Raw genomic sequence first — 26,488 nt, 5'->3', positions numbered from 1 at the left:
GAATGAGGAGTGCGCGTTGCTGGGAATGGTGCTGGCCGCCGGGGCCGGACGGCGTCTGCGGCCGTACACGGACACGCTGCCCAAGGCGCTCGTGCCGGTCGACGGCGACACCACGATCATGGACATCTCGCTGCGCAACCTCGCGGCGGCCGATCTCCGCGATGTCGTGGTCATCGTCGGCTACCAGGCACAGGCCGTACACGAACGCAAGGCCGAGCTGGAGCGGCGGCACGGCGTGAAGCTCACCCTCGTGCACAACGACAAGGCCGAGGAGTGGAACAACGCCTACTCCCTGTGGTGCGCGCGCGACTACTTCGACCAGGGTGTGCTCCTGGTCAACGGTGACACGGTGCACCCCGTCTCGGTGGAGGAGACGCTGCTCTCCGCGCCCGCGACCACCGACATCCTGCTCGCGGTCGACGACGTCAAGAAGCTCGCCGACGAGGAGATGAAGGTCACCCTCGACGGCGGCCGTCACCTGCGGCTGATCACCAAGCTGATGGACCCGGCCGAGGCCGCCGGTGAGTACATCGGCGCCACGCTCATCCGTCCCGGCATCGGTGAGCGCCTCGCCGACGCCCTCCAGGCCACCTTCGAGCGCGACCCGCAGCTCTACTACGAGGACGGCTACCAGGAGCTCGTCGCCCGAGGCGAGAAGATCGCGGTCGCCCCGATCGGCGACGTTCCGTGGGTCGAAGTAGACAACCACGACGACCTCGCCAAGGCGCGGGAGATCGCGTGCCGATACTAGCCAGGATGCTCCCGGCCCCCCTGTCCATGGAGGTGCGCCGGGGCGCGATCGCCCAGCTCGGATCGTTGCTGGCGGACAGCCGGGTGGCGACCTCCGGGCGGGTGGCGGTGGCGGTGGGGCCGGGCCAGGGAGACCGGATCACCTCGGTGATCGCTCCCTCACTCGACGAGGCCAGGTTCTTCCGGGTCCCCGACGGCTCGGTGGACGAGGCGGTCTCGCTCGGCGCCGAGCTGCGCAAGGGCGCGTACGAGGCGGTCGTGGGCATCGGCGGCGGCAAGACCATCGACGTGACCAAGTACGCCGCGTCGCTGGCCGGGATCCCGATGGTGGCGGTGGCCACGAACCTGTCGCACGACGGGATCTGCTCGCCGGTGGCCTCGCTGACGCATGACGGCGGCAAGGGCTCCTTCGGTGTGCCCATGCCGCTGGCCATCATGGTGGATCTCGATTTCGTCCACGACGCGCCCGCCTCGCTGGTCCGTTCCGGGGTCGGCGACGTGGTCAGCAACCTCTCGGCGATCGAGGACTGGCAGCTCGGCGCGAGCGAGCGCGGCGAGCCGATCGACGGCCTGGCCTGCGCGATGGCCCGCACCGCGGCGGAGGCGGTGATCGGCAGGGCCGACTCGATCGAGGCCGACGCGTTCCTGACCGTGCTGGCCGAGGCGCTCATCCTGTCGGGCATGTCGATGGTGGTCGCCGGATCTTCCCGTCCTTCGAGTGGCGGAGACCATGAGATCCTGCATGCCGTGGATCAGCTTTTTCCCGGCACCTCCAACCACGGCGAGCTCGCCGGGATAGGTGCCGCGTTCTGCTTCTTCCTCCGCGAGGACTCACGGAGGCTCAACCAGGTCGTCGACTGCCTGCGCGGGCATGAGCTGCCGGTCAGCCCCACCGACGTGGGGCTGACCGCGGCCCAGTTCACCGAGGCGGTCATGCTGGCGCCGGCCACCCGTCCCGGCCGCTACACGATCCTTGAGCACCTGCGTCTGTCGGAACCGGAGATTCGCGATCGGGTGGAGGATTATGTCCGGGCCGTCGGTCGCTGAGCTCCGTGCGGTGGCCCAGCCGCACTCGACCATGGAACGCAACAGCGGCGAGCACTGGGCCGGCGTGCTCTACATGCGCAAGTTGTCGATCTACGTCACCTGGTTCCTCGCCAAGACGCCGATCACGCCCAACCAGACCACCTGGCTGATGATCCTCACCGGGCTGCTGGCCGGAGCGGTGCTCGCGCTGCCCGGCCTCTGGGCCGCCGTGCTGGCGGCACTGCTGGTCCAGCTCTACCTGCTGCTCGACTGTTCCGACGGCGAGCTGGCCCGCTGGACCCGGCGCACCTCCATCACCGGTGTCTACCTCGACCGGGTCGGCCACTACTTCGCCGAGGCCGCCCTGCTCATCGGGCTGGGGTTCCGGGCGTCGGAGATCCTGCCCGACTGGTACACCGTGGCGGGTTTCGCCGCCGCGCTCGGCGCCATTCTGATCAAGGCGGAGACCGACCTGGTCGACGTGGCCCGCGCCCGCTCCGGGCTGGTCGCGGCGAGTGAGGCCTCGGCCGAGCACTTCCAGTCGCGCGGTCTGGGCCTGGCGCGTAAGGCCGCCGCGGCGCTGAGGTTCCACCGGATCGTGCAGGCGGTCGAGCTGTCCCTCCTCGTCGTGGTCGCGGCGATCTGGGACGCGATCAACGGAGGGTCGGCCGCGACGAGGGTGCTCGTGGTGGCCTGCGTGGTCGTCGCGGTGCTGCAGATGATTCTGCATCTGATCAGTATTCTGGCGTCCAGGCGGCTTTCATGAGGAACCGGATGGCGTCCGGGCGCGTCGTAGGTGCGAACACCTTACTGTTTGGCAGGTGTTCGCCGACGGTTCCGATACGCTTGTTTCCCGGTAAACAAGGAAGCATTGACCCCGCCAGAATTGCCCGATCCAGCAGACTCGGTGATCATGAACGTATGCTCCGTACGTGCTTTCGACGCGTCAAGGCGATGACCCGTTGAAGATCTCGTGCGTCATCCTCACCATGGGCAACCGGATCCCAGAGCTGGACCGGGCGGTCGAGTCCGCGCTGAACCAGGTCGACGGCGACGTCGAGGTGGTCATCGTCGGTAACGGCACCGATGTCCCCGAGTTGTCGGCCACCGTGCCCGAAGGGTCCTCGGCCTCGATCAGAAGCGTGCGGCTGAGCCACAACACGGGCATTCCCGCAGGCCGCAACCGCGGCGTCGAGGAGTGCACGGGCGATGTCGTCCTCTTCCTCGACGACGACGGCTGGTACGCCGACCAGTGGCTCGTCTCCCACCTGCGGGAGCGCTTCTCCACCGAGCACGACCTCGCGGTCGTCTCCTTCCGGGTGAAGGACCCCGACGGCGGCATCGGCCAGCGCCGCCACGTTCCCCGCCTGCGGGCGGGCGACCCCGAGCGATCCTCCCCGGTCACCACCTTCCTGGGCGGCGCGTGCGCCATCCGCAGGTCGGCGTTCCTCCAGGTCGGCGGGCTTCCCGAGCGCTTCTTCTACGCCCATGAGGAGACCGACCTGGCCTGGCGGCTCCTCGGCGAGGGCTACCGCATCGAGTACGACGCCAAGACGGTCATGTACCACCCGCAGGTCCCGCCGACCAGGCACACCGACTTCTACCGGCTCAACGCCCGCAACCGGGTCTGGCTGGCCCGCCGCAACCTTCCCTGGGTGCTCGCGACGCTCTACCTGCTCAACTGGAGCGTGCTGACCCTGATCCGCGAGCGCTCGGGGCCCGCCCTGCGCGCCTGGTTCAAGGGCTTCGGCGAGGGGCTCAGGGAACCCGCGGGGGAGCGCCGCCCGATGGGCTGGAAGACCGCCTGGCGCATGCTGCGCCTCGGCCGCCCGCCGATCGTCTGAGTCCGGTCCGGTATGGACGTCTACACCCTCGGCGAGGCCTTCGGCGTGGTCACCAGCGGCCGGATCCGCCATGAGCACGAGGCCAGGCTGGACGTCGCCGGAGCCGAGTTCAACGTCGCGATCGGGCTGTCCAGGCTCGGCCACCGGGTGAGCTGGCTGGGCAAGGTCGGCGGTGACGAGCTGGGGTCCAGGATCCTCACCGTGCTGCGCGGCGAGGGGGTGGACGTCTCCGACACCCGGGTGGACGAGGGATCGCCGACCGGGATGCTCCTGAAGGAGACGAGGCTCGGTCAGGCCGCCAGGGTCACCTACTACCGCACGGGCGCCAGGCTCGCCCAGGGGAACGTTCCCGTCGACCGGGTCGCGGCCTCGCGCGTCCTGCACGTCAGCGGGATCACCGCCGCGCTGAGCGCGCGCGACGCCATGCACGCCGCGGTACGGGCCGCGCGGACCGCGAGGGTCCCCGTCTCGGTGGCGATCGACTACCACGACCAGCTCTGGCCCGACCTGCGGGAGGCCGAGGAGACTCTCAGCGTGCTGGCCTGCTCGGCGGACGTGCTGTTCGTCCGGCAGAGCGAGCTCGACCTGGTCAAGCCCGCGCTCGCCGGAGACCGCGAGGTCATCGTGATACGCGGTGCCCGGGGGGCGAGCGTCCGGGTCGACGGCGTCCGTCATGACGCCGCCGGCGTCTCCGCGCCGGTGGTCGATCCCAACGGCTCGGGGGACGCCTTCGTCGCGGGCTATCTCAGCGCGGCGCTGGAGGGACTGCACCCGACCGACCGGCTGCGCCGCGGGTTCCTGCTCGCGGCCTTCGCCTCGTCCGGCCCCAGCGACTGGCAGGGCCTCCCGACCAGGGCCGAGCTGCCCCTGCTGGAACTCGACGGCTGACTCCGTACCCGACCCGTCAGTGGGCCGGAGCCGTTCACCCGGTCGTTATCGGGTCGCTCGCCGCCCTCCGTTGAGTGATCATTGACGTATGTCCGCACGTGAGATCGTTGTGCTCGGTTCCGCCAGTGCGGTTCCCACCCGTACCCGTAATCACAACGGCTATCTGCTGCACTGGGACGGACAGGGCCTGCTGTTCGACCCGGGAGAGGGTACGCAGCGGCAGATGATCCACGCCGGGCTCAGCGTGCACGACATCGACTGGATCTGCCTGACCCATTTCCACGGCGACCACTGCCTCGGAGTGCCGGGAATCGTCCAGCGGATGTCACGTGACGGGGTGGCCGAGGCGAACGCGGCCTTCCCCGCCAGCGGTGCGCTCTACTGGGAGCGGCTGCGGCACGCGACGATCTTCCACGACACCATCCGGATCCGCGAGCAGCCGCTCGGCGGCTCCGCGGTGGAACTCGACACCGCCGACGCGCCGTTCACCCTGACGGCCCGCCGGCTCGACCATCCGGTGGAGGCGTACGGCTATCGCCTGGTCGAGCCCGACGGCATCACCATGCTGCCGGACGAACTCGCGGCCCGAGGCGTGCACGGCCTCGCCATCCGCCGGCTGCGGGAGGACGGCCAGGTCACCGCTCCGGACGGTACGGTGGTGACCCTGGGCGAGTGCAGCGTGCATCGCCCCGGGCAGCGGTTCGCCCTCATCATGGACACCCGCCTCTGCGACCCGGTCTTCGAGTTGGCCGACGGGGTGGACCTGCTGGTCATCGAGTCGACCTTCCTGGACGAGGACGCCGCGCTGGCCCGTGACTACGGCCACCTCACCGCCGGCCAGGCCGCCAGGGTCGCCGCCGAGGCCGGCGTCCGGCGGCTGGTCCTCACCCATTTCTCCGAGCGGTACCGCGCCGAGGACGAGCACCGCTTCGCCGACCAGGCGGCCGCCGTGTTCCGTGGCGACGTCGTCGTCGCCCACGACCTCGACCGCATCCCGGTCCCGCCCCGCAGACGACCGTGAACACCGGGCCAGGCCGCGGGCATCAGGTTGCCGGGGCCTCGGTCCGGGGCGGTTCCCAGGTCCAGGTGATCGTTCATGGTGCGAAGGTCACGGCGAGCGGACAGGCTGGAGGTGTGAACACCCGGTCGCGGTACGCCGGTCGCCGTGTTCACCTCGTGCCTGCCGACCCGAGTGAGCCGACCGGGCCTGTCGCGGGGGCGTGGAACTCCCCAATCCGGGCCTTCGCGGTACTAGGGCTCCTTGGCCTCGTTGAAGGTCATGGCCATGTGGGAGACCGTGGCCGTGGCCAGGGCTCGTTTGGGCAGGCCGAGTTCGCTCAGTTCCTTGGCGATCGGGTGGTTGCCCAGGCGGATCAGGGCGCCGCCGGGGCGGGTGCGGATGCCGTGGGGGGACATCGACCACGGGATGCGGCGGGTGACGCCGTCTGAGTGACTGTAGGCGTCGAGGGCGGTCATCATGCCGGTGCCCGGCACCGGGACGCCGGGTTTGATCAGCAGGTCCAGCACCAGGCGGCCGTCCTTACGCAGGATGCACCGCTTGTAGGGGGAGGAGGTGCGCAGGTCGATGTCGGCCAGTTCCTTGGGGAAACCCCAGATCGTGCGGCCCGCCTCCAGGGTGAGGCCCTGGTCGACCGGGAGCCAGTGGACGAACGCCCCGGCGCCGGTCCTGCGTAGCTCGGACAGGTTCGCGCGCAGTCCGCCGCCGGGGGCGTGGTCCGCGCCGGGTGGCCTGGCCAGGAAGGCGATGCCGAACTCGTGGTAGGGGCCCAAATCGCCGTCGCGGTAGTCGGCGAACATCAGCGTGCACAGGGCCTTGCCGGGCAGCACCTCGGCGACGTCGAGGTGGGAGTAGGCGATCACGGCCCGTGCGGCGTCCGCCCGGACCAGATAGGAGGCGCCGCAGACCATGGCGTCTCGGACGCGGACCGGCATGGCGATCTCGCGCCCCTGAATCAGATGGCGTGCCATGCCTCCAGTAGACCAATCTCCAGGCCGGACGTCACCGGTCTGCCCGCCCATTCCTCCAGCTGCCCGACGAACGCGCCCGCGTGGTCCGGCCAGTTGTGGTGGGCCAGGGCCTCGGCGTGGCCGCGCCCGCCCATCTCCGCGGCACCGGTGGGATCGTCCCGCAGCGCCAGCACCGCGCGCGCCACCGCCCCGACGTCGCCGAAGGGCACGACGACCCCGCAGCCGGTGCGCTCGACCAGGGCGGCACCGGCGGGCAGCGGCGTGGTGACCACGGGGACGCCCCGGGACATGTAGTCGATGATCTTGGCCGGTACGGGCCGGCGACCGGGCGCGTCGCGCGGGAGCGACAGCCCGGCGATCGCCCCCTCGGCCATCCGCAGCGCGTGCCGGTTGGGCACGTAGCCGTACCAGTCGAGCAGGCCCTCCCGCTGCGCGTCCCGGAGCAGCGGCCTGACCCCGGCGTCGGCGGAGCCGATCAGGTCGAGCCTGATCCCGTGGGGGAGCAGCCGCCTGGCCGTCTCGATCAGCTCGGCCACGCCTCCCGCCTCGGAGAGGTGACCGATGTGGACCACCCGGTCACGGCCGGGCCGCGCGGGCGGGTTCTCGGGTACGCAGGCGGTGTCGGGGACGACCGGGTGGGGCAGGGAGAAGCGGTCCCGGTAGGAGTCGTCGGCCAGGATGAGGCGCAGCCGGTGTTCCGCTCGGGCCTCGGCCCGGCGTGCCGGCGAGGGCAGGACCCGGCGCGGGGATGTGGCGCCGGCTTCACCGCGTACGTCCCAGACGGTGGCGGGGCGGCGCCTGGGCAGGCGGGAGAGCAGTTCCGGGTCGTACACGATCAGCAGGTCGGCGCCCTCGACCCCGCGGCTGAGAGCTCCCCTGGCGGCCTTCAGCGCGCGCCTGCGGTGGTTGCCGATCGCCCGGGGCACGTCGATCGCCCGGATCCGCGGATCCGGGGTGACGTTGCAGTCGGTGAAGGGGGCGACGTAGGTGATGTCGTGCCCGGCGTCGAGAAGCGCCCGGATCTGCCGATGCGCGATCCGGGCGTCTTCTGGATGATGAACGATTGTCGCGACGCATACCCGCATATGCCGATGCTGGGCGGCTGTTCCGTCAGCACCGGATGCGTTGAGTTAATTACCGGGGAACTGCCGCTGAACTCTCCTTGGCGGTGGGCGCGGCCTCGGCGGTGGGCGCGTCCTTGGCGGCGGGGGGCGGGGAAGGTCGCCGGTAGAGCCATACCAGCCTGGGTTCGAGCAGCCACTTGAAGAGTTTGCGGGTCTCCGGCAGGCAGAGCACGATGGCCAGGGCCAGCGAGCTCGACGCGATCGCCGCCACGCCCAGCGGGCCGTACAGCCAGGGGAAGCTCAGCCAGCCCTGGTCCTTGGCGATGACCACCACGACGCCGTGCAGCAGGTAGGCGTACAGGGTGCGGGTGCCGAGGTCGGAGAACCAGGTCTCGCGGCGGGGCACCAGCGCGAGCACCGCGGCCGTCATGATCAGCGCCGCGACCAGTACGGCGGCGCGCACGCCGAAGCCCATCCACCAGGACATGTCCATGGCCTTGAAGCTGTAGCGGAAGTAGATCGGGTCGCGCGGGACGTGCGGCGCGATGAGGATCGCCACCCCGGCGGCCCCGACCAGGACGACAGCTGAGGTGATCTTGACCCAGGTGGGCTTGAGCAGGTCGAAATGCTCGGGCTTGAGCAGCAGGCCGAGCACGTAGAACGGCAGCAGGCCGAAGAAGCGGTCGATGCTGAAGTCACCGGAGATCTCGGAGAAGCCCGCCGCCATGTAGATGACCACCGCGACCAGCAGCGGTTGCCGCATCCGGGTCCAGATGGGCGTGGAGATCCGCCAGAGGACCAGGGCCACCAGGTACCAGTTCAGCCAGGCCGGATCAATTATCGTCAGCGTCCACTTCTGGCCAAGCCCGTAGCGGAGCAGCGCGTAGCCGATCTCCACGACCACGTACGGGATCAGCAGTGTGTCGACCAGCTTGTTGATCTTCGCGTTGGAGTGCCAGAAGTTGCGGCCCAGGTAGCCGCTGATCAGCACGAACGCCGGCATGTGGAACATGTAGACGAACAGGTACACCGAGCTCGCCGAGTGCGCCTTCAGGGTGGGAACCAGCGAGTGGCCCATCACCACCAGGGCGATCAGGACGAACTTCACGTTGTCGAGATACGGCTCGCGCTTCTTCTTGGCAGGGGGGGGCCGCGGGCTCCTCCTCGACCTGCGGCTCGCGCTCCCGCTCCGCCCGCAACTCCTGCTCGGCCTGCGGTCCCTGGTTCCAGAACGAGGATTCGCTCTCCCGGCGGTTGTTCTCCCAGTAGGAGAAGGGGCGTTCGCCGCCCGCGGGCGGTGCCTGCCGGGGGGGCGTGGCGGCCTGCGGGTGCCCGGCGCCCGGGAGCGCCCCGGGCTGCCCGAGAGCCTGGGGCGCTCCCGGGCCGGGTGCCTGGGACTGGGGGGCGCCATAGGGGTGCGCGCCCGTCTGCGGCTGTGACACGGGCGGCGGGGCCCAGTCAGGCCGGGGGAGTGGTACCTGGGGGGCGCCCTGCGGGGAGGAGGCCTCCCGCACCCAGGACGGCTCCTGGGCCCACACCGCGCTCTCCTGGGCCCATGCGGCGCTCTCCTGGGGAGCCCATGCGGCGCTCTCCTGTGCCCAGGCCGGGCCGTCCTGAGTCCACGGCTGGGGCGTCTCGCGGGCCCAGGTGGACTCCTGGGGCACCGGTTCGGGCGCCAGGGGCTTGGACAGGTCGAGCGGGTCGCCGGGGTGGGGCTCCCGGTATGCCGGGTAGCCGCCCCACTCGGTGACCTCGCCGGGGCTCTCCTCTTCCCGGGCGTACCGGGACGGGCGGCCGGCGGCCGGGCCACCGTCCGGCGGCTCCGGCCATGTGGGCTGGTGTCCGCCGGGCGCCTGTGCCTGGCCGGGCATCGGCCACGGGGCGGGCTTCCGGCCCTGTCCGCCGGCGGACCCGCCGTGGCCGTCGGAACCGCCGTCGTCCTGGGGGGCCGGCACCTGGAAGGATCGGATGTCGCTCACGAGGGGAAGGCTCAGCTATCTGTCGGAGACCGGGGAGTAGTCGGGCAGACTGGCGGGGGCGCCCGGGGCTGGCCGGGGGTGTGGCCGGGCGAGCGTTCGCCTCGCCGCCTCGACCACCCTAGACCGACTGTGAGCCCGCTGTCGCACGCACGCACTCTGATTCGGGAGGTTCTCGGGTAATCGTGACTGTCCAAAACCCGGGAACGGCGGGTGCTCGCCGTTTTCCCGGGCGGTGGCGTCCCGCTGTCCGGTGACGGGTGTCCGGTTCGCCTGGTTCTGCGGTGGCACCCGGTCGTCCGGACGCCGTGGCCTCGCGGCTCGGCCAGGTCACGAGGCCCGGTCACGAGGCCCGGTCACGAGGCCCGGTCACGAGGCCAGGTCGCGAGGCCCGGCCGGGGTGTCCGGGCACAGTGCCGCCTGGACGCCCTCGCCCGGTCGCGTGCCGGGCGAGGATGTCAGGTGCAGGGGTTGGTCTTGCTGTCGACGACCTTGTCCGTGAGGGCGTCCGGGATCTTGGGAAGGACCCGGACCCCCGGCCAGTCGGCGCCGATGATCAGCTGGATGACCGGTCCGGTCGGGGCCTTGGCACCGGGGGTGGGTTTGGGGGCCGTGGGCGGCGTGTACTTGTCGGTGGTGACCGGTTTGACCTTGCCCGCGACCGGGGCGCGCTTGTCGCCGGAGAGCCTGGCTGCCACCGCGTCGCCGTAGGCGGGGCCGTCCACGGTGTCCTTCTTGGCGTAGCGCACCGTGGTGGTGGGCACGTTGCCGGCCGCCGGGCGGGCGTTGCCGACGTGGGTGACCACGAAACCCTGCTCGGCCAGCTCGTCGGCCACCTGCTTGGCCCGGCCCGGGGTGTCCGTGCCGTTGAACACCTGGAGCCTGACCTGCTCGCGGTTGACGGTCTTGACCTTGGTGTCCGGGGGCGGGGTGACCTCGGTGTCGTTCTTGATCGCGGCGAAGAGCTGGTCCGCGTACGGCTGCACCCAGGCGACCCGGTTCTTGTCGTCCGGGTGCGGGCCCCACGGGACGGTGATCAGCTTGACGCCGTTCGCGGTCAGCTTCTGGGCGCTCTGCCCGATCTGGAGCAGGGTGCCGGTGTCCTTCGCAAGGTCCTCGTCCATCCGGACGGACTGGGCGGCGACCTTGATGAAGTTCTGCAGTTTGAAGGGGTCGGTCAGCAGCTCGCTGCTGGTGGCCTTCTTCACCACCTGGCTGAGGAAGACCTGCTGGCGCTTGATCCGGCCGATGTCGCTGCCGTCGCCGTAGTTGCGCAGCCGGACGTAGCCCAGCGCCTTCTCACCGGCCAGCAGATGCCAGCCGGCCGCGAGGGTGAGCTTGGACTTCTTGTCGTCGACCGGCTTGGTCAGGCAGATCCGGACACCGCCGAGAGCGTTCACGATGTTCTTGAAACCGGTGAAGTCGACCTCGACGAAGTGGTCGATCCGGATGTCGGTGAGCGCCTCGATGGTGGAGATCGTGCAGGTGATGCCGCCCTCGTTGTAGGCGGCATTGATCATCTCGGTGCGGGCCGCGACCGGCGCGCCGGTCTCGGACGTGCAGGCGGGCATGGCGACCACCGAGTCGCGGGGGAAGCTGACGAACGTCGCCTTGTCGCGGTCGGGCGCGATGTGCATGAGGATGATCGTGTCGGTGCGCTTGCCCGCGTCGGCCATCTTCTGGCCGTACTTCAGGTTGTCGCCCTCGCGGGTGTCGGAGCCCACGATCAGCACGTTGAGCGCGCCCGTGGCGTTCACCGGCCGATTGTTGCCGAGTTTGCCGGTGAGGCTGATCGTCTCGACCTCGCCGAGCGTGTCCCGGTAGACCTTGTAGCCGCCCAGGGTGCTGAGCACCAGCAGGCCGGTCGCCGCGATGCTCGCCCAGGCGCCGATGCCGAGCCGCTTCTGCTTGCGGCCCCGGCCCTTCGGCGGACTCTCCTTCGGCTGCGGTGGAGGGGCCGCCGGGGGAGGGCCTTCTCCGCCCGCGCGCCGGGCCCCTCTGCGGCCGTGGGAGGCGGGTGCCGTCCGCTGGTCTCTCGCGGAGGCCTGCCGGTGGTCGCTCATCCGATTCCCCTGCTTGGCGGCATCGTCCGGTTCTCGCGCAGCTCGCTCATCGCGCCCAGAGAGTAGATCACGAGGGGCGCGCCAGGAGACGTGATGATGCGAACTTGGCCAAGACCGCCCCCTGCCACCGCCGTGATGATCCGGCGGCCAGCATACTCAAATGCGGACATTTAGTGGAATGTTACTGAAATTAGGTTTACGTACGGCCAGTGCTGCCGCGAGGCAGGCGGCGGGTACGGCCGGCAGGACGTACCGGTAGTCGAACTCCGCCACCGCGGGGGGCATCGCGAGCAGCACCACCGCCACCGACCAGGGCAGCACCCACGCCGTGCCGGCCGGGCGGAACCGCCGGACGCACGCCGCCGCGGGTGGCAGCAGCAGGATCACCAGCACCGCCGCGCCGGGCAGTCCGGCGCCTTTCTGGTAGGTACGGATCCAGCCCGCGTACGGTTCGACGATCCGGGTGGTGATCGGACCCCGCTGGTAGCGCTCCGCGGCCTGGGCGCCCACGGTCGCCGGGTGGCGCCCGGGCGGCGCGGGCGGCGTCGCGGGGAACAGGTAGTGGTCGTAGATCTCCTGATCCGGGTAGACCGGGCGGCCCACGGTGAACGAGCGGGCCAGCTCCGAGGCGACCGAGCCCAGGTAGTCCAGCGGCTGGCTCCGGATCGCCAGTGACGCGAACCGCCCGGCCAGCGCGTCGTTCCCGCGGCTGAAGGTGATGCCGGGCAGCCTGACCAGCGGCGAGTCCTGCGCCCAGACGTACTCCTGCGCGGGCGGGCGCAGGGCGGGCGGGCGGGGGTCGCAGAGCACCGCCAGGTCCGGTGGCGGGCGCATCACGTCGCAGTCGGCGAAGGTCATCGTCTTGGCGTAGAGGAAGACCCCGTTCGCGCCCACGATGCCGATCCGCTGGTACGTCGCGTGGAACCAGGCCCCGTACCCGAGGATCGGCACCGCGGCGGCGGCGATCATCACCCCCGCCGCGGCCACCCGGCCCCGCTGCTTGAAGATCAGCCAGGCCGCGAAGAGCGCGACCAGCGGCAGCCCGACGGTCCTGGTCAGCGTGGCCGCCGCGAGCAGCAGCCCGATCCCGCACGCGGTACGCCGGCCGACGGATCGGCGCACGGCCAGGCAGACCGCCGAGAGGACCAGGACCGTGAACAGGGTGTCGGAGACCAGCAGGTGTTCCAGCTCGATCTGGTAGGCGTCCAGCAGGGAGGGGACGGACGCGAGCGTCGCGGCCCAGGCGGGCGCTCCCAGCCGCCGCGCGGTGAGGTAGACCAGCACGCCGACACCCAGCCCCAGCAGGTGCTGGGCCAGCGCGACGAGGGCGAAGTCGTGGAACGGTTCGAGCAGTCGCAGGAACATCGGGTACCCGGCCGGGCGGACCAGGTCGGGCCGGGGCTTCAACGCGGTGACGACGTAGGTGTAGGAATCGGGGAACCAGAGCGCGGGCCGGTAGCCGAGCATGGCGATAACCCGCAGCACGGCCCCGGCGCCCAGCACGAGCAGGAACCAGCGGTGCTCGGAGAACCGGCGACGGTCCGGGAACCGCCGCCGACCGGGGGGCCGGCCACGTTTCGGGAGCTCGCGAGGAGCGGGGAGGACGTCGTCGCTCATGCGGTGGCCACGAATCCCGGCCGGGTTCCGGTCACCGCCCCGCCGAGGCCGCCGTGCGAGATCGCGAGTCGCCGGTCCCGGCCGACACGCGCGGTCACCGTCCCCCGGGACCGGTGATGCCGCAGCCCAGCCCACCCGACCACTCTTCTCTTCCCCCTTCTGACGCGCTGCGCGTACGCTACCGGCTTCCATACCCGGGAGACGCCGGGCGGCACGGCGCCGCCGTCCCGCGCGCCCGTGCCCGGCGCGGGCCTCGGTTGCCAGTACGCTCGGGTCGAATCATGACCACCGGCCGGCTGGATCGTACGCGCGGGCCCTCGGCGGGCCTCTCGGCGGGCAAGGTGCTCGCCGTGGTCTCGGTCGTGCCCGCACTCGTCCTGGCGGGCTGGCTGCTGGCCGGGCTGCCGCTGCTGCTGCTCGGCTGGTTCCGGCCGCTCGCCGCGGTCCCGCTGGGCCTGCTGGCCGCCGCACTGCTCTGCCGGTACGGTCTGCGGCGCCTGCCGGAGGCCGTACCGGCGACGGCGTGGCAGGTCATCGGGGTGATCGCGGTCGCACTGGCCTCGGGGGTCTTCAACGGCCTGTTCCGCAGCGAGCAGCTGATCGTCCGGCGCGACCCCGCCACCTACGCGCAGTACGGCCTCTGGCTGGCCGGGCACGGCTCGCTGCCCGTTCCCTTCCAGGAGCAGGCCTTCGGCGGCCTCGACCCGGCGCTGCACTTCGACAGCGTGGGCTTCTACGGCTTCGACGGCGCGGTCGTGCCGCAGTTCATGCCGGGGGCGCCGATGCTCCACGCGGTGGGCGCCTGGCTCGGTGACGTCGCCGGGCTGCTGCTGGTGCCGCCGGTGCTGGGGGCGGCGGCGGTGCTGGTGCTCGCCGGGGTCGTGGCCCGGCTCGTCGGGGCCCGCTGGGCGCCTCTCGCCGCCCTGGTCTTCGCCGTCAGCCTGCCGATCCTCTACACCTCGCGGACCACCTTCAGCGAGATCCCGTCCCTGATCCTGCTCTTCGGCGGCCTCGCCCTGCTGTACGACGCCGAGGCCGGGCTCCGCTCCGGTGCCGTCGCCTCGCCGTCCGAGCCCTTCGGCACCGGACCGGCGGCGATCCGCTCCGCGCGGACCGGGGCCGCCCTGGCGGGGCTGGTGTTCGGGCTGGCCGTCATGGTCAGGATCGACGGGCTGCGCGACGTGCTTCCCGTGCTCGTCTACGCCGGGCTGCTCATCGCCGTCCGCCGGGCCGGGAACCGCGACGCGGGACGGCTGGGCGTGCCGCTGCTCGGCGGGCTGGCGGTGGGGGCCGGGCTGGGCTTCGCCGCCGCCTATCTGCTCTCCCGCCCCTACCTGAAGTACCTGTCGGGCTCGCTCGTCCCGCTGCTGGCCATCTGCGGCGCGGTCGTGGTGCTCACCGTCGCGGTGGCGGCGCTCGCTCCCCGGCTCGCGGCGCCGCTGCGGCGCGTCGCCCGGATGCCGAGGCTGCCCGAGATCGCCGGCGGCCTGGTCGTGCTGGTCGGGGCGGCCTTCGCGGCCCGGCCCTGGTTGCAGACCGTGATCCGGCCGCCCGCCACCGTCGAGGACCGGCTGACCGCCGACTTCATCGCCGGGGTCCAGCGGGTCAACGGCCTGCCGATCGACGGTTCCCGGCTCTACTACGAGAACTCGGCGTACTGGGTGATCTGGTACGTCGGGCTTCCCGCGGCGCTCCTGGCCACCTTCGCCGCGGCGCTGCTCGCGCGCAGGCTGGTGCGGGGGGCGGCTCCGGAGTGGCTGCTGCCGCTGGCCGTCATCGTCTGGACCACGGTCACCACGCTCTACCGCCCCGGGATCACTCCCGACCAGCCGTGGGCCGCCCGCCGGCTGGTCCCCGTCGTCATCCCCGGCCTGATCCTGCTGGCCGTCTGGGGCCTGGACCGGGTGCGCGAGCGGGCCCGCAGGTCCGGGTACGGTCCGCGGGCCCGCAGGGGCCTCGCCATGGCCGGTGCGGTCCTCCTCCTCGTCCCGGTGGCGTTCGTCTCGGGGGGGACCGCCTTCACCCCGATCGAGCGCGGCGAGCGTGCCGCGGTCGAGGCGCTGTGCGCGGCCCTGCCCGCGCGCGCCTCGGTGCTCGTCGTCGAGCGCGTCACCGCCGCCCGCTTCACCCAGCTCGTCCGGAGCAGCTGCGGCCTGCCCGCCGCCCGGGTCACCCTCTATCGCACCAACGTCCCCAGGAAGAGCGACGTCACCCGCCTGGCGGCCCGTATCCGGGCGGCCGGCCGCGTCCCGGTCCTGCTGGCCGCCGAGGCCCGCCAGGTCTCCGGGTACGGCACCCCCGTCCACATCATGAACCTCCGCGTCCGCCAGGACGAGCGCTCCCTCGTCGACCCCCCCAACGGCACCTGGTCCCTGGCCGCCGACGTCTGGATGACGGTGCCACACGGGGATCGGAAAGCCTGAATGACCCTGCCATCTCGGCGTGACGCGTCGTGGGCGGCCTAGTGGTACTTCCCGATGTGACCCGGCCCGCTTGGATCGTCGGGTGAGTCCGGGAACCCGCTCTGTTGCCGGTGATCAAAGATCAGGCGTTTGTGTCGGGATATGTAAATATCGGGTTATTGCGGTGAGTGGCGTGTTGAATGCTTGCCGGATCGGAAGCCCTTACGCCAGGACATCAACATGATGTTGGCGGTGGGGAAGGGGCCGTTCGCGGAGCGAGCGAGGACGACGAGGTCTCGTCGTCCTGGTCAACAGGCGGCGAGTACGTCGATGGCGCGGACGGAGTCCGCCTTTTCCGCCTCCCCGAGGTGGCGGCCGACATGGCTGGAAAGCCGTCCGGGGCATGTGATGTGCGCTCGGCTTCCGGCTGGGCAGAGTATCCTCGCCCGTCGGAGAGCATGCCCGAGAGCCCGAGAGTGGATCAGCTGTGGACGCAACGCCGTACGTGACCATCGTCCTGCCCTGTTACAACGAGCAGGACCACGTCATCGCCGAGGTCGAGCGCATCTGCGAGGCGATGGACCACAGCGGATACACCTACGAGCTCGTGGCGGTCGACGACTTCTCCACGGACCGGACCCTGGCCAGGCTCGAAGAGGCCGCGCCGAGGTTTCCGCACATGCGGATCAGGGCCTTCCACCGCAACGGCGGTTCCGGCACGGTGCGCAGGATCGGCACCCAGGAGGCGCGCGGCGAGATCGTCGTGTGGACCGACGCCGACATGACCTACCCGAACGAGCGCATCCCCGAGCTCATCCAGATCCTGGAGAAGGACCCGGCGATCGACCAGGTCGTGGGCGCGCGGACCAGCGAGGAGGGCTCGCACAAGTTCCTCCGGGTGCCGGCCAAGTGGTTCATCCGCAAGGTGGCCGAGCGGCTGGCCGGGCAGAAGATCCCCGACCTCAACAGCGGGCTGCGGGCGTTCCGCAAGTCGGTCGCCAAGCCCTACCTGCGGCTGCTGCCGCCGGGCTTCTCCTGCGTCACCACGATCACGCTGTCGTTCCTGTCCAACCAGCACGACGTCTACTACCTGCCGATCGCCTACAGCAAGCGGGCCGGTAAGTCGAAGTTCAGCTTCGTCTCCGACGCGTACCGCTACATCCTGCAGGTACTGCGGATGATCATGTACTTCAACCCGCTCAAGGTCCTCATGCCGCCCGCGATCTGGCTGATCTGCATCGGGCTGGCCAAGGGGGTCTACGACAACGTCAAGACGCCGTTCTACCTGGCCAGCAACACTATCGTGATCTTCATCTCCGGCCTGCTCATCGGCTCGCTGGCGCTGCTGGCCGACCTCATCGTGCGCTCCAGGAGCGAGTAGATGCGGATCGCCGTCGTCGGGCCGACGTACCCCTACAAGGGGGGCGGCGCCGCGCACACCACGGAGCTGGCCCATCGGCTGAGAGCGGCCGGGCACGACGTGGTGATCGAGTCGTGGCGGGCGCAGTACCCCTCCTTCCTGTACCCGGGGCAGCAGACCGTCGACACCCCCGACGGTGAGCCGTTCCCGCACGTCCGGCGTGACCTCGACTGGCGCCGCCCGGACGGCTGGGTCCGCGCCGGACGACGGCTGCGGGGCGTCGACCTGGTCGTCCTCGCCGTCCTCAGCCCGGTGCAGGTCCCGTCCTACCTGGGCATCCTGTACGGCCTGGGGCGCAGGACCCGGGTCGTGGCGCTCTGCCACAACGTCCTGCCGCACGAGCGCAAGCCGTACGACACCCCGCTGATGAAGGCGCTGCTGCGCAGGGTGGACGCGGTGCTCGTGCACTCCGGGCGGCAGGCCGCGCAGGCCCGCGAGCTGACCGCCGCGCCCGTGCGGGTGGCCGAGATGGCTCCGCACCTGCCGTCGGGAAACGCGGGGCGCGGCCCCGCGGAGGGCGTGCACGACCGGCTGCTGTTCTTCGGCCTCGTGCGGCCGTACAAGGGGCTCGACCTGCTCGTCCGAGCGCTGCCCGAGGGCGTGTCGCTGCGGGTGGCCGGGGAGTTCTGGGGTGGCCAGGAGGAGGCGACGAGGGCGCTGGTCGCCGAGCTCGGGCTGACCGGGCGGGTGGAGCTGCGGCCGGGCTACGTGCCGGCGGCGGACGTGCCCGAGCTGTTCGCGGACGTGGACGCGCTGGTACTGCCCTACCGGAGCGGGACGGCCAGCCAGCAGGTGTGGTTCGGACACGAGCACGGGGTGCCGGTGATCGCCAGCCGGGCGGGCACGCTCGGCGACCACGTCACCGACGGGGTGGACGGGCTGCTGGTCGAGCCGGGTTCGGTGGAGGAGCTGCGCGCCGCGCTGGCCGCGTTCTACCGCCCCGGCGAGCCCGAGCGGCTCCGCGCCGGGGTCAAGGCGGTCGACCCCGAGCCGTACTGGACCTGCTACGTCGAGGCACTGGTCTCGCGCTGAGCCGGGCCGGGTCTCAGGCGGTGCCCTCCCGCGTCGCCACGGGCTCGGGGCCCGCCTGCCGGCCGGGCTCCCCGGCGGCGCCGGAGACCCTGCCCCACAGGAAGCCGATCCCGGCCCAGCTCACGTCGGCGAGGGTGAACATCACCCGGGACACCACCGCGGCCACCAGTGCCCTGGGGGAGTCGAGCACCGGGGCCAGGGCGAGCACCATCGCCCCCTCGCGGACGCCGATCCCGGCGGGGACGACCACGGTGAGAATGCCCGTCGCCCAGGCCAGCGCGTACGCGCCGGTGGCCACCAGGTACAGGGAGTCGCCGGAGGCGCCCAGGTCCGCCATGGGAAGCAGCAGGTGGGGGCCGTAGGTCAGCCAGCCGGTCACGGTGAGGGCCACCGCGGTGAGCACGGCGCGGCCGCTGAGCAGCCGGCCCTGCCCGAGCGGCTCCTGACGGGCGATCCGCATGGCCAGGTTGAGCCCGAAGGTGAGCACTCCGGGGTGCAGGCAGACGGCGATGACCGGGATCAACGCCAGCAGGTACCACGCCTGGGTCATGGTCTCGCGCAGGGTCACCGCCGCCACGACGAGGGCGCAGCCGAGGGAGACCAGCACCGACAGGGTGATGGAGCCGAACATGCGCCGGGGCGGGACGCGGTGGTCGCGGCCGAGTTCGATCATCGCGGCGTACGCCCAGACGCTGCCCGGCACGTACTTGCCGAGCTGGCCGATGAAGAAGATCCTCGCGGTGGTCCCGAGGGGCAGCGGGGAGCCCATTCCGGCCAGCAGCGCCCGCCAGGCCAGCACCATCAGACCGATCCCGGCCATCACCGACAGGTAGGACCCGGCGAGCGACCACCAGGAGAGCTGCGAGATCGCGGCCACGGTCTCGTCGCGGTTCCTGGCCAGGCCGTAGCCGAGGAAACCCACCGCGACCAGCGCGAGCAGCACTCGGAGCAGGCGGCTTGACCGCAGTCGGCTGAGCATCCGCCAAGGGTACGACGCTCTTCTTACTCGGCGGTAGGGTCACCGGTCACCGGTACTCTTGGGCGGCGTGGTGGCGCGCCCGCGGGCGTCGTGCGCGGTCCGGCACCATCCGGAGGGGAAGTCCCGGCGGCACGCGAACCGGCGGCACGCGAGGGGGGAAGAGGAGCGGTGAGCGAGTGATGAGCGCCGAGCGGGTCGCACAGCTTGAGTACTCCGAGTTCCAGGCGGCGATGCTGGACGAGGAGAAGCGCCGCAGGAAGGCGGCGAAGATCGTCGCGGTGCTCGGGCACTTTCTCGGCAGGGAAGAGGACGTCCTCGCCGGTCTGACCGTCGCCGACATCGGCTGCTCGGCGGGGTTCATCGCCGACGAGCTGGCCGCGGCGGGCGCGAGCCGGACGTTCGGCGTCGACATCGACGTGCCGGGCCTGCGCAAGGCGGCCCAGCGGTTCGGCGAGCGGGTCGAGTTCGTCTGCGCCGACGGCACCGCACTGCCCTTCCCCGACGGTTCGATCGACGTGCTGGTCTTCAACCACATCTACGAGCACGTGGTCGACCCGGACGCGATCATGGCCGAGATGCGCCGGGTGCTCTCCGCGGACGGCGTGCTCTATCTCGGGCTGGGCAACCGGCTCGGCGTGATGGAGCCGCACTACAAGCTGCCGTTCCTGTCCTACCTGCCGCCCGCGGCGGCCGACCGCTACGTGCGGCTCTTCGGCCGGGCCGACAGCTACTACGAGCGCTATCGCACCCGGCGCGGCCTGCGCAAGATGGTGCGCGGCCTGCGGGTGTGGGACTACACCTTCCCCGTGCTCGCCACCCCGGCGGCGTTCGCGGGCGACGAGCTCTTCGGCGGTGTGGCGGGACGGGTGGCCGGTGGCGTGCTGTCGCGGCTGCCCCGTCCGGTGCTGCGCGCCCTGCTGCCCGTGGTGCCCACCTACCTGTGGGTGGCGACCAGGGGTGAGCGCCGCCCGGCCGGGCGGTCGCTGCCGCAGCCGCCCGAGCCGGTACGTCCCCTGTGAGCCTGCGGTGAGCGAGGACGGAGGCGCCGTCCGATCCGGCGCCTCCCCACTGAGACGGCTGGCCCGCGTCGCCTTCCTGCTCCTCGCGCTCGGGTTCGGCGCCTGGGTGGTGCTGGGTCAGTGGGACGACATCCGCGCGGGGTTCGCCCGGCTGTCCGTGTTGTCGCTCGTGTTGTCGCTGCTGGCGGTGCTCGCCGCGCTGTGCGGCGGGATGATGACGTGGCGGGCGCTGCTGGCCGACCTGGGTTCGCCGCTGCCGCTGCGCGCGGGGGCGAGGGTCTTCTTCGTGGGCCAGCTCGGCAAGTACATCCCCGGTTCGCTCTGGCCGGTGATCGCTCAGATGGAGATGGGGCGGGAACTGGGCGTTCCCCGGTCGCGCAGTGCGGCGGCGTTCTTCCTGACGCTACCGGTGCAGCTCGGCAGCGGTCTGGTGGTCTCGGGGGTGACGCTGCTGGCGGCCCGGCCGGGGGCGGCCGCGCCGTACGCCTGGGCGTTCCTGCTGATCCCCGTACTCGCGGTGGCCTTCGAGCCGAGGGTGGTCAACGCGGTCCTCGGGTTCGGGCTGCGCAAGCTGAGGCGCGAGCCGCTGGAGCGCCCGCTCACCCGCAGGGGCATGTTCACCGCGCTGGGCTGGGCACTGGGCGGCTGGATCGCGTACGGACTGCACCTGGCGGCGATCGTGCACGACCTCGGACCCTCCGGGTTCTCCGCGGTCCTCTTCTCCGTCGGCGCGTTCGCCCTGTCGTGGTGCCTGGGCATCATGACGTTCGTCGTCCCGGCGGGGGCGGGCGTGCGGGAGGTGGCCATGGTGGCCGTCCTGGCGCCCGTGCTGGACCAGGGGTCGGCCATAGCGGCGGCGCTGTGCTCCCGGATTGTGATCATTCTTGGCGATCTCGTCTGCGCGGGTCTCGCGGGTCTGGCCGCGCGCCGCGCCACGGCTTCCAATAAGGACCACGCTTCGGGAAAAGCCGTGTGATTTCCCCCATGATTTCGGAGACTCTGGCAATAGAGTGAACGAAGGAGGGGGACGGCCGTCCCGTGTGAATCATGAGGGGAGCGATCCTTCTTGACGCCTAGAGTGCTCGTCGACGCGGCCGCGGTTCCGGCCGATCGCGGTGCGCTGATCAGGTACGTCGATGGACTCGTCGCCGCGCTGGACAGGGCGGGCGCTGATCTCGTGGTCGTCTGCCAGCGTGCCGACGCCGCCCGATATGCCGGACTGGCGCCCTCCGCGCGGATCGTGCCGGGGCCTCACGGGATCACCAACAGGGCCGCCCGCCTGACCTGGGAGCAGACGGGGCTGCCCTTCCTCGCCCGGCAGGTCGCCGCCCAGGTCATCCATGCCCCCTACTACTCGATTCCGCTGAGCTCGGGCCTGCCGACCGTGGCGACGGTGCACGACCTCACCTGCTTCACCGAGCCCCTGCAGCACGACGCGGTCAAGGCGGCGTTCTTCCGCGCGGCGACCCGCACGGCGGTCCGGCACGCCACCCGGGTGATCGTCCCCTCCAAGGCGACCAGGGACGAGCTGATCAGGCTGCTCTCGGCCGACCCGACCCGGATCGACGTCGCCTACCACGGTGTCGATCCGGCGCTGTTCCATCCGCCGTCCGAGCGTGAGGTCAAGCACGCCTCCGACCGGCTCGGCCTGCACGGCACCCCCTACGTGGCCTTCCTCGGCCCGCTGGAGCCCCGCAAGAACGTGCCGAACCTGATCCGGGGCTTCGTGCGCGCCGTCGAGGACATCGCCCACCCGCCCGCCCTGGTGCTCGCCGGGGGGGGTCCGCGACGTCGAGGTGGACGCCGCGGTGGAGCAGGTCCCCTCGACGGTGCGGGTGCTCCGTCCCGGCTTCCTGTCCTTCGCCGACCTGTGCGGTTTCCTCGGCGGGGCGGTGGTCGCGGCCTTCCCCTCGCGGGGTGAGGGTTTCGGGCTGCCGGTGCTGGAGGCCATGGCCTGCGGCGCGCCGGTGCTCACCACGCACCGCACCTCTCTGCCGGAGGTGGGGGGCGACGCGGTCGCCTACACCGAGCCGGACGCCGAGAGCATCGCCGCCGCGCTGCGCACGCTGCTCTCCTCACCCGAGCGCAGGGACGTGCTGTCCGCGGCGGGTATCGCCCGTGCCAAGGAGTTCACCTGGGACGCCTCGGCCGAGGCACACCTGCTCTCTTACCAGCGCGCGGCCGAGTAGTGAGTTAACCTCTCGGAATGATGGAGACACCTTTGCCGGACCTAGAGGCGATTCTCCTGGTCGGTGGACGAGGGACGCGTCTGCGTCCGTTGACGCTGGACACCCCGAAACCCCTGTTGCCCACGGCGGGAGTGCCCTTCCTCTCCCACCAGCTGGCCCGGGCCAGGGCCTTCGGGGTGCGGCGCATCGTGTTCGCCACCTCCTACCGGGCGGAGATGTTCTCCGAGGCGTTCGGGAACGGCGAGGCGTTCGGCCTCGAACTCGAGTACATGACGGAGGAGGTCCCGCTCGGCACCGGAGGGGCCATCCGCAATGCCGCCAAGGCGCTGACCTGCGGCCCCGACGACCCGGTGCTGGTGCTGAACGGCGACATCCTGTCCGGTCACGACATCGGCGACCAGATCGCGACGCATGTCGCACGGGGGGCCGCGCTCACCCTGCACCTGACCGAGGTGGACGACCCCTCGCGCTTCGGCTGCGTGCCGACCGACGATGACGGGAGGGTGACCGCCTTCCTGGAGAAGACCCCGAACCCGGTCACCAACCGGATCAACGCCGGATGTTACGTCTTCACCCGCTCGGTGATCGACACGATCCCGGAGGGGCAGGTCGTCTCGGTCGAGCGCGAGACCTTCCCCGGCCTGATCGAGGACGGCGCCCTGGTGCTCGGCTACGCCGACGCGTCCTACTGGCTCGACGTGGGCACGCCCGCCGCCTTCGTGCAGGGCTCCCGCGACCTGGTCCTCGGCCGGCTCGTCTCGCCCGCTCTGCCAGGTCCCACCGGTGACTTCCTCGCCCTGCCCGGCGCCATGATCTCGCCCGAGGCCAAGGTCTCCGGCGGTTCGGTGATCGGCGCCCGCGCGATCGTGGAGTCGGGGGCGCAGGTCGGCGGCAGCGTGCTCGGAGACGACTGCATCGTGCACTCGGGCGCGGTGGTGGTCGACTCGGTGGTCGGCATCGGCGCGCGCGTCGACTGTGGAGCGGTCCTGAGGGATGTGGTCGTCGGCGACGGCGCGGTGGTCGGCCCCGGGAACGAGCTGCTCGCGGGCAGCCGGGTCTGGCCCGGTGTGGTGCTCCCCGAGTCCGCGATCCGCTTCTCCAGCGACATCTGACCGGTCCCGCCGTACGGCGTGCGGGAGATCGTGGCGGATCGGTCGCGCCCGCTCTCTCAAAGAACGCGGGGCCGGCCGGCCGCCAGGGTCGGGCGGTGCGCGGCCATCCGCTCGCGGGCCGTGGCCGCCCGCGCGTGACCGGTGGTCGTGCTGAGGGCCCCCTCGTCGGGGGAGGGTTCCAGGCGATGCCAGTCGAGGCTGTCGCGGGTGTCGGCGCCCACCAGCGGGGCGAGGACGGCGACGGCGACAAGGGCAAGGAGAAACCAGAACATTTTCGGCTCCTGGGGGTGGGGTCCGAGGTAGGTGCCTCGGAGGAGGGCCGGGGATCTTCGCGGCTGCGGAGGTTCCGGCTGACATGTCTAATCTATGTATCTGCAAGCATTTATGTCTATCGAGACCTGCTTGTGGTGAGTCTTTAGCGAATCTGAAATGTCGGATCGAGGCCCGGTACCCGCCGCCGGGCATGTGAGCGCCGCGCCGTACTGTGACGTCATGAGTCCCAACCCCACCGACAACGCGATGCGCCGGGCTCTGGCCAGGGCACGCGATGGCAAAACTCTTGATATCGCTGAGGCCACAACCCTGTTGCATGCCAGGGACGCACATCTGGAGACCCTCCTTGACCACGCCGGGAGGGTCAGGGACGCGGGTCTGGAGGCGGTCGGACGACAGGGGATCATCACCTACAGCCGCAAGGTCTTCATCCCCCTGACGAGGCTCTGCCGGGACCGCTGCGGTTACTGCACGTTCGCCACCGCCCCGCACAGGCTGGAGAGCCTGTTCCTGAGTCCCGACGAGGTGCTGGAGATCGCCGCGCAGGGCGCGGCCATGGGATGCAAGGAAGCGTTGTTCACCCTGGGGGACCGGCCGGAGGACCGCTGGCACCAGGCCCGCGAGTGGCTGGACGCGCACGGCTACGACGACACGCTCTCCTACGTCCGCGCGATGGCCGTGCGGGTGCTTGAGGAGACCGGGCTGCTGCCGCACCTGAACCCGGGCGTCATGACCTGGCGGGACCTGCAGCGCCTCAAGCCGGTCGCGCCCTCCATGGGCATGATGTTGGAGACGACCTCGCGGCGGCTCTTCGAGGAGAAGGGGCAGCCGCACTACGGTTCGCCCGACAAGGACCCCGCCGTGCGGCTGCGCGTGCTGGAGGACGCCGGGCGGACGAACGTGCCGTTCACCAGCGGCATCCTCATCGGCATCGGGGAGACGGTCCCCGAGCGCGCCGAGTCGCTGTTCGCGCTGCGCAAGGTGGCGCGCGAGTACGGCGGCATCCAGGAGATCATCGTCCAGAACTTCCGCGCCAAGCCGGACACCGCGATGCGCGGCATGCCCGACGCGGACCTGCAGGAACTGGCCGCCACCATCGCGGTGACCAGGCTGGTGCTGGGGCCGAAGACGAGGGTGCAGGCCCCGCCGAACCTGGTCGACTCCGAGTACGAGCTGATGATCAGGGCGGGTATCGACGACTGGGGCGGCGTCTCGCCGCTGACGCCCGACCACGTCAACCCCGAACGCCCCTGGCCGCAGATCGACGACCTCGCCGCCCGCACCGCCGCCGCCGGGTTCACGCTACGCGAGCGGCTGACCATCTACCCCGAGTTCGTGCTGGCGGGGGAGCCCTGGCTGGACCCGAGGCTCAACGCGCACGTGGCCGCCCTGGCGGACCCCGACACCGGCCTCGCCCGCGAGGACGCGGTCGTGACCGGCCGCCCCTGGCAGGAGCCCGACGGGGGCTTCGTCTCCCTGGGCCGCGTCGACCTGCACACGGAGGTCGACACCGAGGGCCGTACCGCCGACCGCCGTGACGACTTCGACCACGTCTACGGAGACTGGGAGGCGCTGAAGGAGCGCCTGCCCGCCGCGGAGGACACTGCCGGGGGCGGCGCCGTCAGGGGCGATGTGCGGGAGGCGCTGCGGCAGGCCGAACGTGACCCGGCGGGACTGAGCGACGCCCAGGCGCTCGTCCTCCTCGACCTCGCCGGAGACCCGTCGGGCGCCGGCGCCGACGACGCCGCGCTGGACGAGCTCTGCCGGATCGCCGACGGCCTGCGCAGGGAGGCGGTCGGCGACGACGTCACCTACGTGGTGAACAGGAACATCAACTTCACGAACGTCTGCTACACGGGCTGCCGCTTCTGCGCCTTCGCGCAGCGCCGCACCGACGCCGACGCCTACACCCTCTCGCTGGACCAGGTCGCCGACCGCGCCTGGGAAGGATGGCAGGCAGGGGCGACCGAGGTGTGCATGCAGGGCGGCATCCACCCCGACCTGCCGGGCACCGCCTACTTCGACATCGCCAGGGCGGTCAAGGCCAGGGTGCCCGGGATGCACGTCCACGCGTTCTCGCCGATGGAGGTCATCAACGGGGCCAGCCGCACCAACCTGTCCATCGAGGACTGGCTGGTCGCCGCCAGGGAGGCGGGCGTCGACTCGCTGCCGGGTACCGCGGCGGAGATTCTCGACGACGACGTCCGCTGGGTGCTGACCAAGGGCAAGCTGCCCACCGCCGAGTGGGTCGAGGTCATCTCCACCGCGCACCGGGTCGGCATCTCGACGACCTCCACGATGATGTACGGCCACGTCGACAACCACGCGCACTGGGTGCGGCACATCCGGCTGATCCGCCGCATACAGGAGGAGACCGGCGGGTTCTCCGAGTTCGTGCTGCTGCCGTTCGTCCACCACAGCGCGCCCATCTACCTGGCGGGGATCGCCCGCCCGGGGCCGACGGCACGGGAGAACCGGGCGGTACACGCGCTGGCCCGCGTCCTGTTGCACGGCGCGATCGCCAACATCCAGTGCTCCTGGGTGAAACTCCAGGACGGGCTCTGCCGCGAGGTGCTCATGGGCGGGGTCAACGACCTGGGCGGCACGCTGATGGAGGAGACGATCAGCAGGATGGCCGGGTCGGAGAACGGGTCCTTCAAGACGATCAGCGAGATCGAGGCCATGGTCGCCCCGACCGGGCGGCCGGTCCGGCAGCGGACCACCTCCTACGGCGTGCCCGACGCCGAGCGGCTGGCCGCGGCCAGGGCGAGCGACGGGGTCTGCCGGAGCGTCCGCCCCAACGCCCTTCCACTGCTCTCGCTGGAGGCGTCGACAAAATTATAAC

22 protein-coding genes are annotated in these 26,488 nt (G+C 71.3%); 15 read left to right on the top strand and 7 right to left on the bottom strand.

Going from position 1 to position 26,488, the window contains the following annotated elements:
* Positions 1-16 precede the first annotated feature (16 nt).
* The 6 genes from ACFQVD_RS24120 (at position 17) to ACFQVD_RS24095 (ending at position 5,529) form a co-directional block, all read left to right on the top strand.
* Entirely contained in the window at positions 17-751 is a 735-nt protein-coding gene (locus ACFQVD_RS24120) for a phosphocholine cytidylyltransferase family protein (protein ID WP_030907488.1), read from the top strand.
* Positions 752-756: 5 nt separating this feature from the next.
* Complete coding sequence (locus tag ACFQVD_RS24115; RefSeq protein ID WP_030907485.1) at positions 757-1,797, top strand: iron-containing alcohol dehydrogenase family protein; 1,041 nt, start codon at positions 757-759, stop codon at positions 1,795-1,797.
* On the top strand, positions 1,775-2,542 hold the full coding sequence (locus tag ACFQVD_RS24110) for a CDP-alcohol phosphatidyltransferase family protein (protein ID WP_343980387.1): 768 nt from the start codon (positions 1,775-1,777) through the stop codon (positions 2,540-2,542). Before ACFQVD_RS24115 ends, ACFQVD_RS24110 begins: the two co-directional genes overlap by 23 nt.
* A 196-nt stretch (positions 2,543-2,738) precedes the next feature.
* Positions 2,739-3,620 (top strand): glycosyltransferase family 2 protein, encoded by an 882-nt coding sequence (locus ACFQVD_RS24105; RefSeq protein ID WP_343980403.1) that lies wholly within the window; start codon positions 2,739-2,741, stop codon positions 3,618-3,620.
* 12 nt (positions 3,621-3,632) lie between these two features.
* Entirely contained in the window at positions 3,633-4,508 is an 876-nt protein-coding gene (locus ACFQVD_RS24100) for a sugar kinase (protein WP_343980385.1), read from the top strand.
* An 88-nt stretch (positions 4,509-4,596) separates the two neighbouring features.
* Positions 4,597-5,529, top strand: a complete 933-nt coding sequence (locus tag ACFQVD_RS24095) for a ribonuclease Z (RefSeq protein WP_343980382.1) — start codon at positions 4,597-4,599, stop codon at positions 5,527-5,529.
* A gap of 230 nt (positions 5,530-5,759) precedes the next feature.
* Here the strand turns inward: ACFQVD_RS24095 and ACFQVD_RS24090 are convergent, their stop codons facing one another.
* The 5 genes from ACFQVD_RS24090 to ACFQVD_RS24070 form a co-directional block, all read right to left on the bottom strand.
* The gene (locus tag ACFQVD_RS24090) at positions 5,760-6,497 is read right to left on the bottom strand and encodes an acetoacetate decarboxylase family protein (RefSeq protein WP_343980379.1); all 738 of its coding nucleotides are present in this window, start codon (positions 6,495-6,497) and stop codon (positions 5,760-5,762) included.
* Positions 6,482-7,582 carry a glycosyltransferase gene (locus ACFQVD_RS24085; protein WP_343980376.1) on the bottom strand — a complete coding sequence of 367 codons (1,101 nt, stop codon included), beginning with the start codon at positions 7,580-7,582 and terminating at the stop codon, positions 6,482-6,484. Before ACFQVD_RS24085 ends, ACFQVD_RS24090 begins: the two co-directional genes overlap by 16 nt.
* Positions 7,583-7,631: 49 nt before the next feature.
* Positions 7,632-8,972 carry an acyltransferase family protein gene (locus tag ACFQVD_RS24080; RefSeq protein WP_386368650.1) on the bottom strand — a complete coding sequence of 447 codons (1,341 nt, stop codon included), beginning with the start codon at positions 8,970-8,972 and terminating at the stop codon, positions 7,632-7,634.
* Positions 8,973-9,995: 1,023 nt separating this feature from the next.
* Complete coding sequence (locus ACFQVD_RS24075) at positions 9,996-11,600, bottom strand: LCP family protein (protein ID WP_343980373.1); 1,605 nt, start codon at positions 11,598-11,600, stop codon at positions 9,996-9,998.
* Positions 11,601-11,756: 156 nt separating this feature from the next.
* A complete protein-coding gene (locus ACFQVD_RS24070) occupies positions 11,757-13,217 on the bottom strand; it encodes a hypothetical protein (protein WP_343980369.1) in 1,461 nt (486 codons plus the stop codon).
* Between the two features lie 281 nt (positions 13,218-13,498).
* Between ACFQVD_RS24070 and ACFQVD_RS24065 the strand changes: the two genes are divergently transcribed.
* The 3 genes from ACFQVD_RS24065 (at position 13,499) to ACFQVD_RS24055 (ending at position 18,071) form a co-directional block, all read left to right on the top strand.
* Positions 13,499-15,640 carry a hypothetical protein gene (locus ACFQVD_RS24065; RefSeq protein ID WP_343980366.1) on the top strand — a complete coding sequence of 714 codons (2,142 nt, stop codon included), beginning with the start codon at positions 13,499-13,501 and terminating at the stop codon, positions 15,638-15,640.
* 466 nt (positions 15,641-16,106) lie between these two features.
* A complete protein-coding gene (locus tag ACFQVD_RS24060) occupies positions 16,107-17,000 on the top strand; it encodes a glycosyltransferase family 2 protein (RefSeq protein ID WP_343980362.1) in 894 nt (297 codons plus the stop codon).
* On the top strand, positions 17,001-18,071 hold the full coding sequence (locus ACFQVD_RS24055; protein WP_343980359.1) for a glycosyltransferase family 4 protein: 1,071 nt from the start codon (positions 17,001-17,003) through the stop codon (positions 18,069-18,071).
* Positions 18,072-18,084: 13 nt separating this feature from the next.
* Here the strand turns inward: ACFQVD_RS24055 and ACFQVD_RS24050 are convergent, their stop codons facing one another.
* A complete protein-coding gene (locus tag ACFQVD_RS24050; RefSeq protein ID WP_343980356.1) occupies positions 18,085-19,050 on the bottom strand; it encodes a lysylphosphatidylglycerol synthase domain-containing protein in 966 nt (321 codons plus the stop codon).
* 179 nt (positions 19,051-19,229) lie between these two features.
* On the opposite strand from ACFQVD_RS24050, the gene ACFQVD_RS24045 reads away from it, so the two are divergent.
* The 5 genes from ACFQVD_RS24045 (at position 19,230) to ACFQVD_RS24025 (ending at position 23,370) form a co-directional block, all read left to right on the top strand.
* Positions 19,230-20,069, top strand: coding sequence for a class I SAM-dependent methyltransferase (locus tag ACFQVD_RS24045; RefSeq protein ID WP_343980352.1), 840 nt, complete (start codon positions 19,230-19,232; stop codon positions 20,067-20,069).
* Positions 20,070-20,076: 7 nt separating this feature from the next.
* Positions 20,077-21,045: a lysylphosphatidylglycerol synthase transmembrane domain-containing protein gene (locus tag ACFQVD_RS24040; protein WP_343980349.1), complete on the top strand. Its 969-nt coding sequence runs from the start codon at positions 20,077-20,079 to the stop codon at positions 21,043-21,045.
* Between the two features lie 90 nt (positions 21,046-21,135).
* Entirely contained in the window at positions 21,136-21,990 is an 855-nt protein-coding gene (locus ACFQVD_RS24035) for a glycosyltransferase (RefSeq protein WP_386368646.1), read from the top strand.
* Positions 21,962-22,258 carry a glycosyltransferase gene (locus tag ACFQVD_RS24030; RefSeq protein WP_386368644.1) on the top strand — a complete coding sequence of 99 codons (297 nt, stop codon included), beginning with the start codon at positions 21,962-21,964 and terminating at the stop codon, positions 22,256-22,258. The genes ACFQVD_RS24035 and ACFQVD_RS24030 overlap by 29 nt, the downstream gene beginning before the upstream one ends.
* 32 nt (positions 22,259-22,290) lie before the next feature.
* Complete coding sequence (locus tag ACFQVD_RS24025; protein ID WP_425580531.1) at positions 22,291-23,370, top strand: nucleotidyltransferase family protein; 1,080 nt, start codon at positions 22,291-22,293, stop codon at positions 23,368-23,370.
* Between the two features lie 56 nt (positions 23,371-23,426).
* Here the strand turns inward: ACFQVD_RS24025 and ACFQVD_RS24020 are convergent, their stop codons facing one another.
* On the bottom strand, positions 23,427-23,642 hold the full coding sequence (locus ACFQVD_RS24020) for a hypothetical protein (protein WP_343980340.1): 216 nt from the start codon (positions 23,640-23,642) through the stop codon (positions 23,427-23,429).
* Between the two features lie 247 nt (positions 23,643-23,889).
* Between ACFQVD_RS24020 and ACFQVD_RS24015 the strand changes: the two genes are divergently transcribed.
* Positions 23,890-26,487 carry a bifunctional FO biosynthesis protein CofGH gene (locus ACFQVD_RS24015; RefSeq protein ID WP_386274370.1) on the top strand — a complete coding sequence of 866 codons (2,598 nt, stop codon included), beginning with the start codon at positions 23,890-23,892 and terminating at the stop codon, positions 26,485-26,487.
* The last annotated feature ends 1 nt before the right edge of the window (position 26,488 follow it).

This window comes from Streptosporangium amethystogenes subsp. fukuiense, from assembly GCF_042665875.1.
Classification (GTDB): domain Bacteria; phylum Actinomycetota; class Actinomycetes; order Streptosporangiales; family Streptosporangiaceae; genus Streptosporangium; species Streptosporangium fukuiense.
The sequence above is the reverse complement of the archived record's forward strand: the minus strand, read 5'-3'. Positions and strand labels throughout refer to the sequence as shown.

What these genes read in the sequence shown, in the direction of transcription:
- ACFQVD_RS24070 (WP_343980369.1), bottom strand. Translation starts at nt 13,217, where the DNA reads ATGAGCGACGACGTCCTCCCCGCTCCTCGCGAGCTCCCGAAACGTGGC.
- ACFQVD_RS24020 (WP_343980340.1), bottom strand. Translation starts at nt 23,642, where the DNA reads ATGTTCTGGTTTCTCCTTGCCCTTGTCGCCGTCGCCGTCCTCGCCCCG.
- ACFQVD_RS24015 (WP_386274370.1), top strand. Translation starts at nt 23,890, where the DNA reads ATGCGCCGGGCTCTGGCCAGGGCACGCGATGGCAAAACTCTTGATATC.
- ACFQVD_RS24110 (WP_343980387.1), top strand. Translation starts at nt 1,775, where the DNA reads ATGTCCGGGCCGTCGGTCGCTGAGCTCCGTGCGGTGGCCCAGCCGCAC.
- ACFQVD_RS24100 (WP_343980385.1), top strand. Translation starts at nt 3,633, where the DNA reads ATGGACGTCTACACCCTCGGCGAGGCCTTCGGCGTGGTCACCAGCGGC.
- ACFQVD_RS24085 (WP_343980376.1), bottom strand. Translation starts at nt 7,582, where the DNA reads ATGCGGGTATGCGTCGCGACAATCGTTCATCATCCAGAAGACGCCCGG.
- ACFQVD_RS24050 (WP_343980356.1), bottom strand. Translation starts at nt 19,050, where the DNA reads ATGCTCAGCCGACTGCGGTCAAGCCGCCTGCTCCGAGTGCTGCTCGCG.
- ACFQVD_RS24080 (WP_386368650.1), bottom strand. Translation starts at nt 8,972, where the DNA reads ATGGCGCCCCCCAGTCCCAGGCACCCGGCCCGGGAGCGCCCCAGGCTC.
- ACFQVD_RS24115 (WP_030907485.1), top strand. Translation starts at nt 757, where the DNA reads ATGCTCCCGGCCCCCCTGTCCATGGAGGTGCGCCGGGGCGCGATCGCC.
- ACFQVD_RS24095 (WP_343980382.1), top strand. Translation starts at nt 4,597, where the DNA reads ATGTCCGCACGTGAGATCGTTGTGCTCGGTTCCGCCAGTGCGGTTCCC.
- ACFQVD_RS24090 (WP_343980379.1), bottom strand. Translation starts at nt 6,497, where the DNA reads ATGGCACGCCATCTGATTCAGGGGCGCGAGATCGCCATGCCGGTCCGC.
- ACFQVD_RS24065 (WP_343980366.1), top strand. Translation starts at nt 13,499, where the DNA reads ATGACCACCGGCCGGCTGGATCGTACGCGCGGGCCCTCGGCGGGCCTC.
- ACFQVD_RS24045 (WP_343980352.1), top strand. Translation starts at nt 19,230, where the DNA reads ATGAGCGCCGAGCGGGTCGCACAGCTTGAGTACTCCGAGTTCCAGGCG.
- ACFQVD_RS24055 (WP_343980359.1), top strand. Translation starts at nt 17,001, where the DNA reads ATGCGGATCGCCGTCGTCGGGCCGACGTACCCCTACAAGGGGGGCGGC.
- ACFQVD_RS24075 (WP_343980373.1), bottom strand. Translation starts at nt 11,600, where the DNA reads ATGAGCGACCACCGGCAGGCCTCCGCGAGAGACCAGCGGACGGCACCC.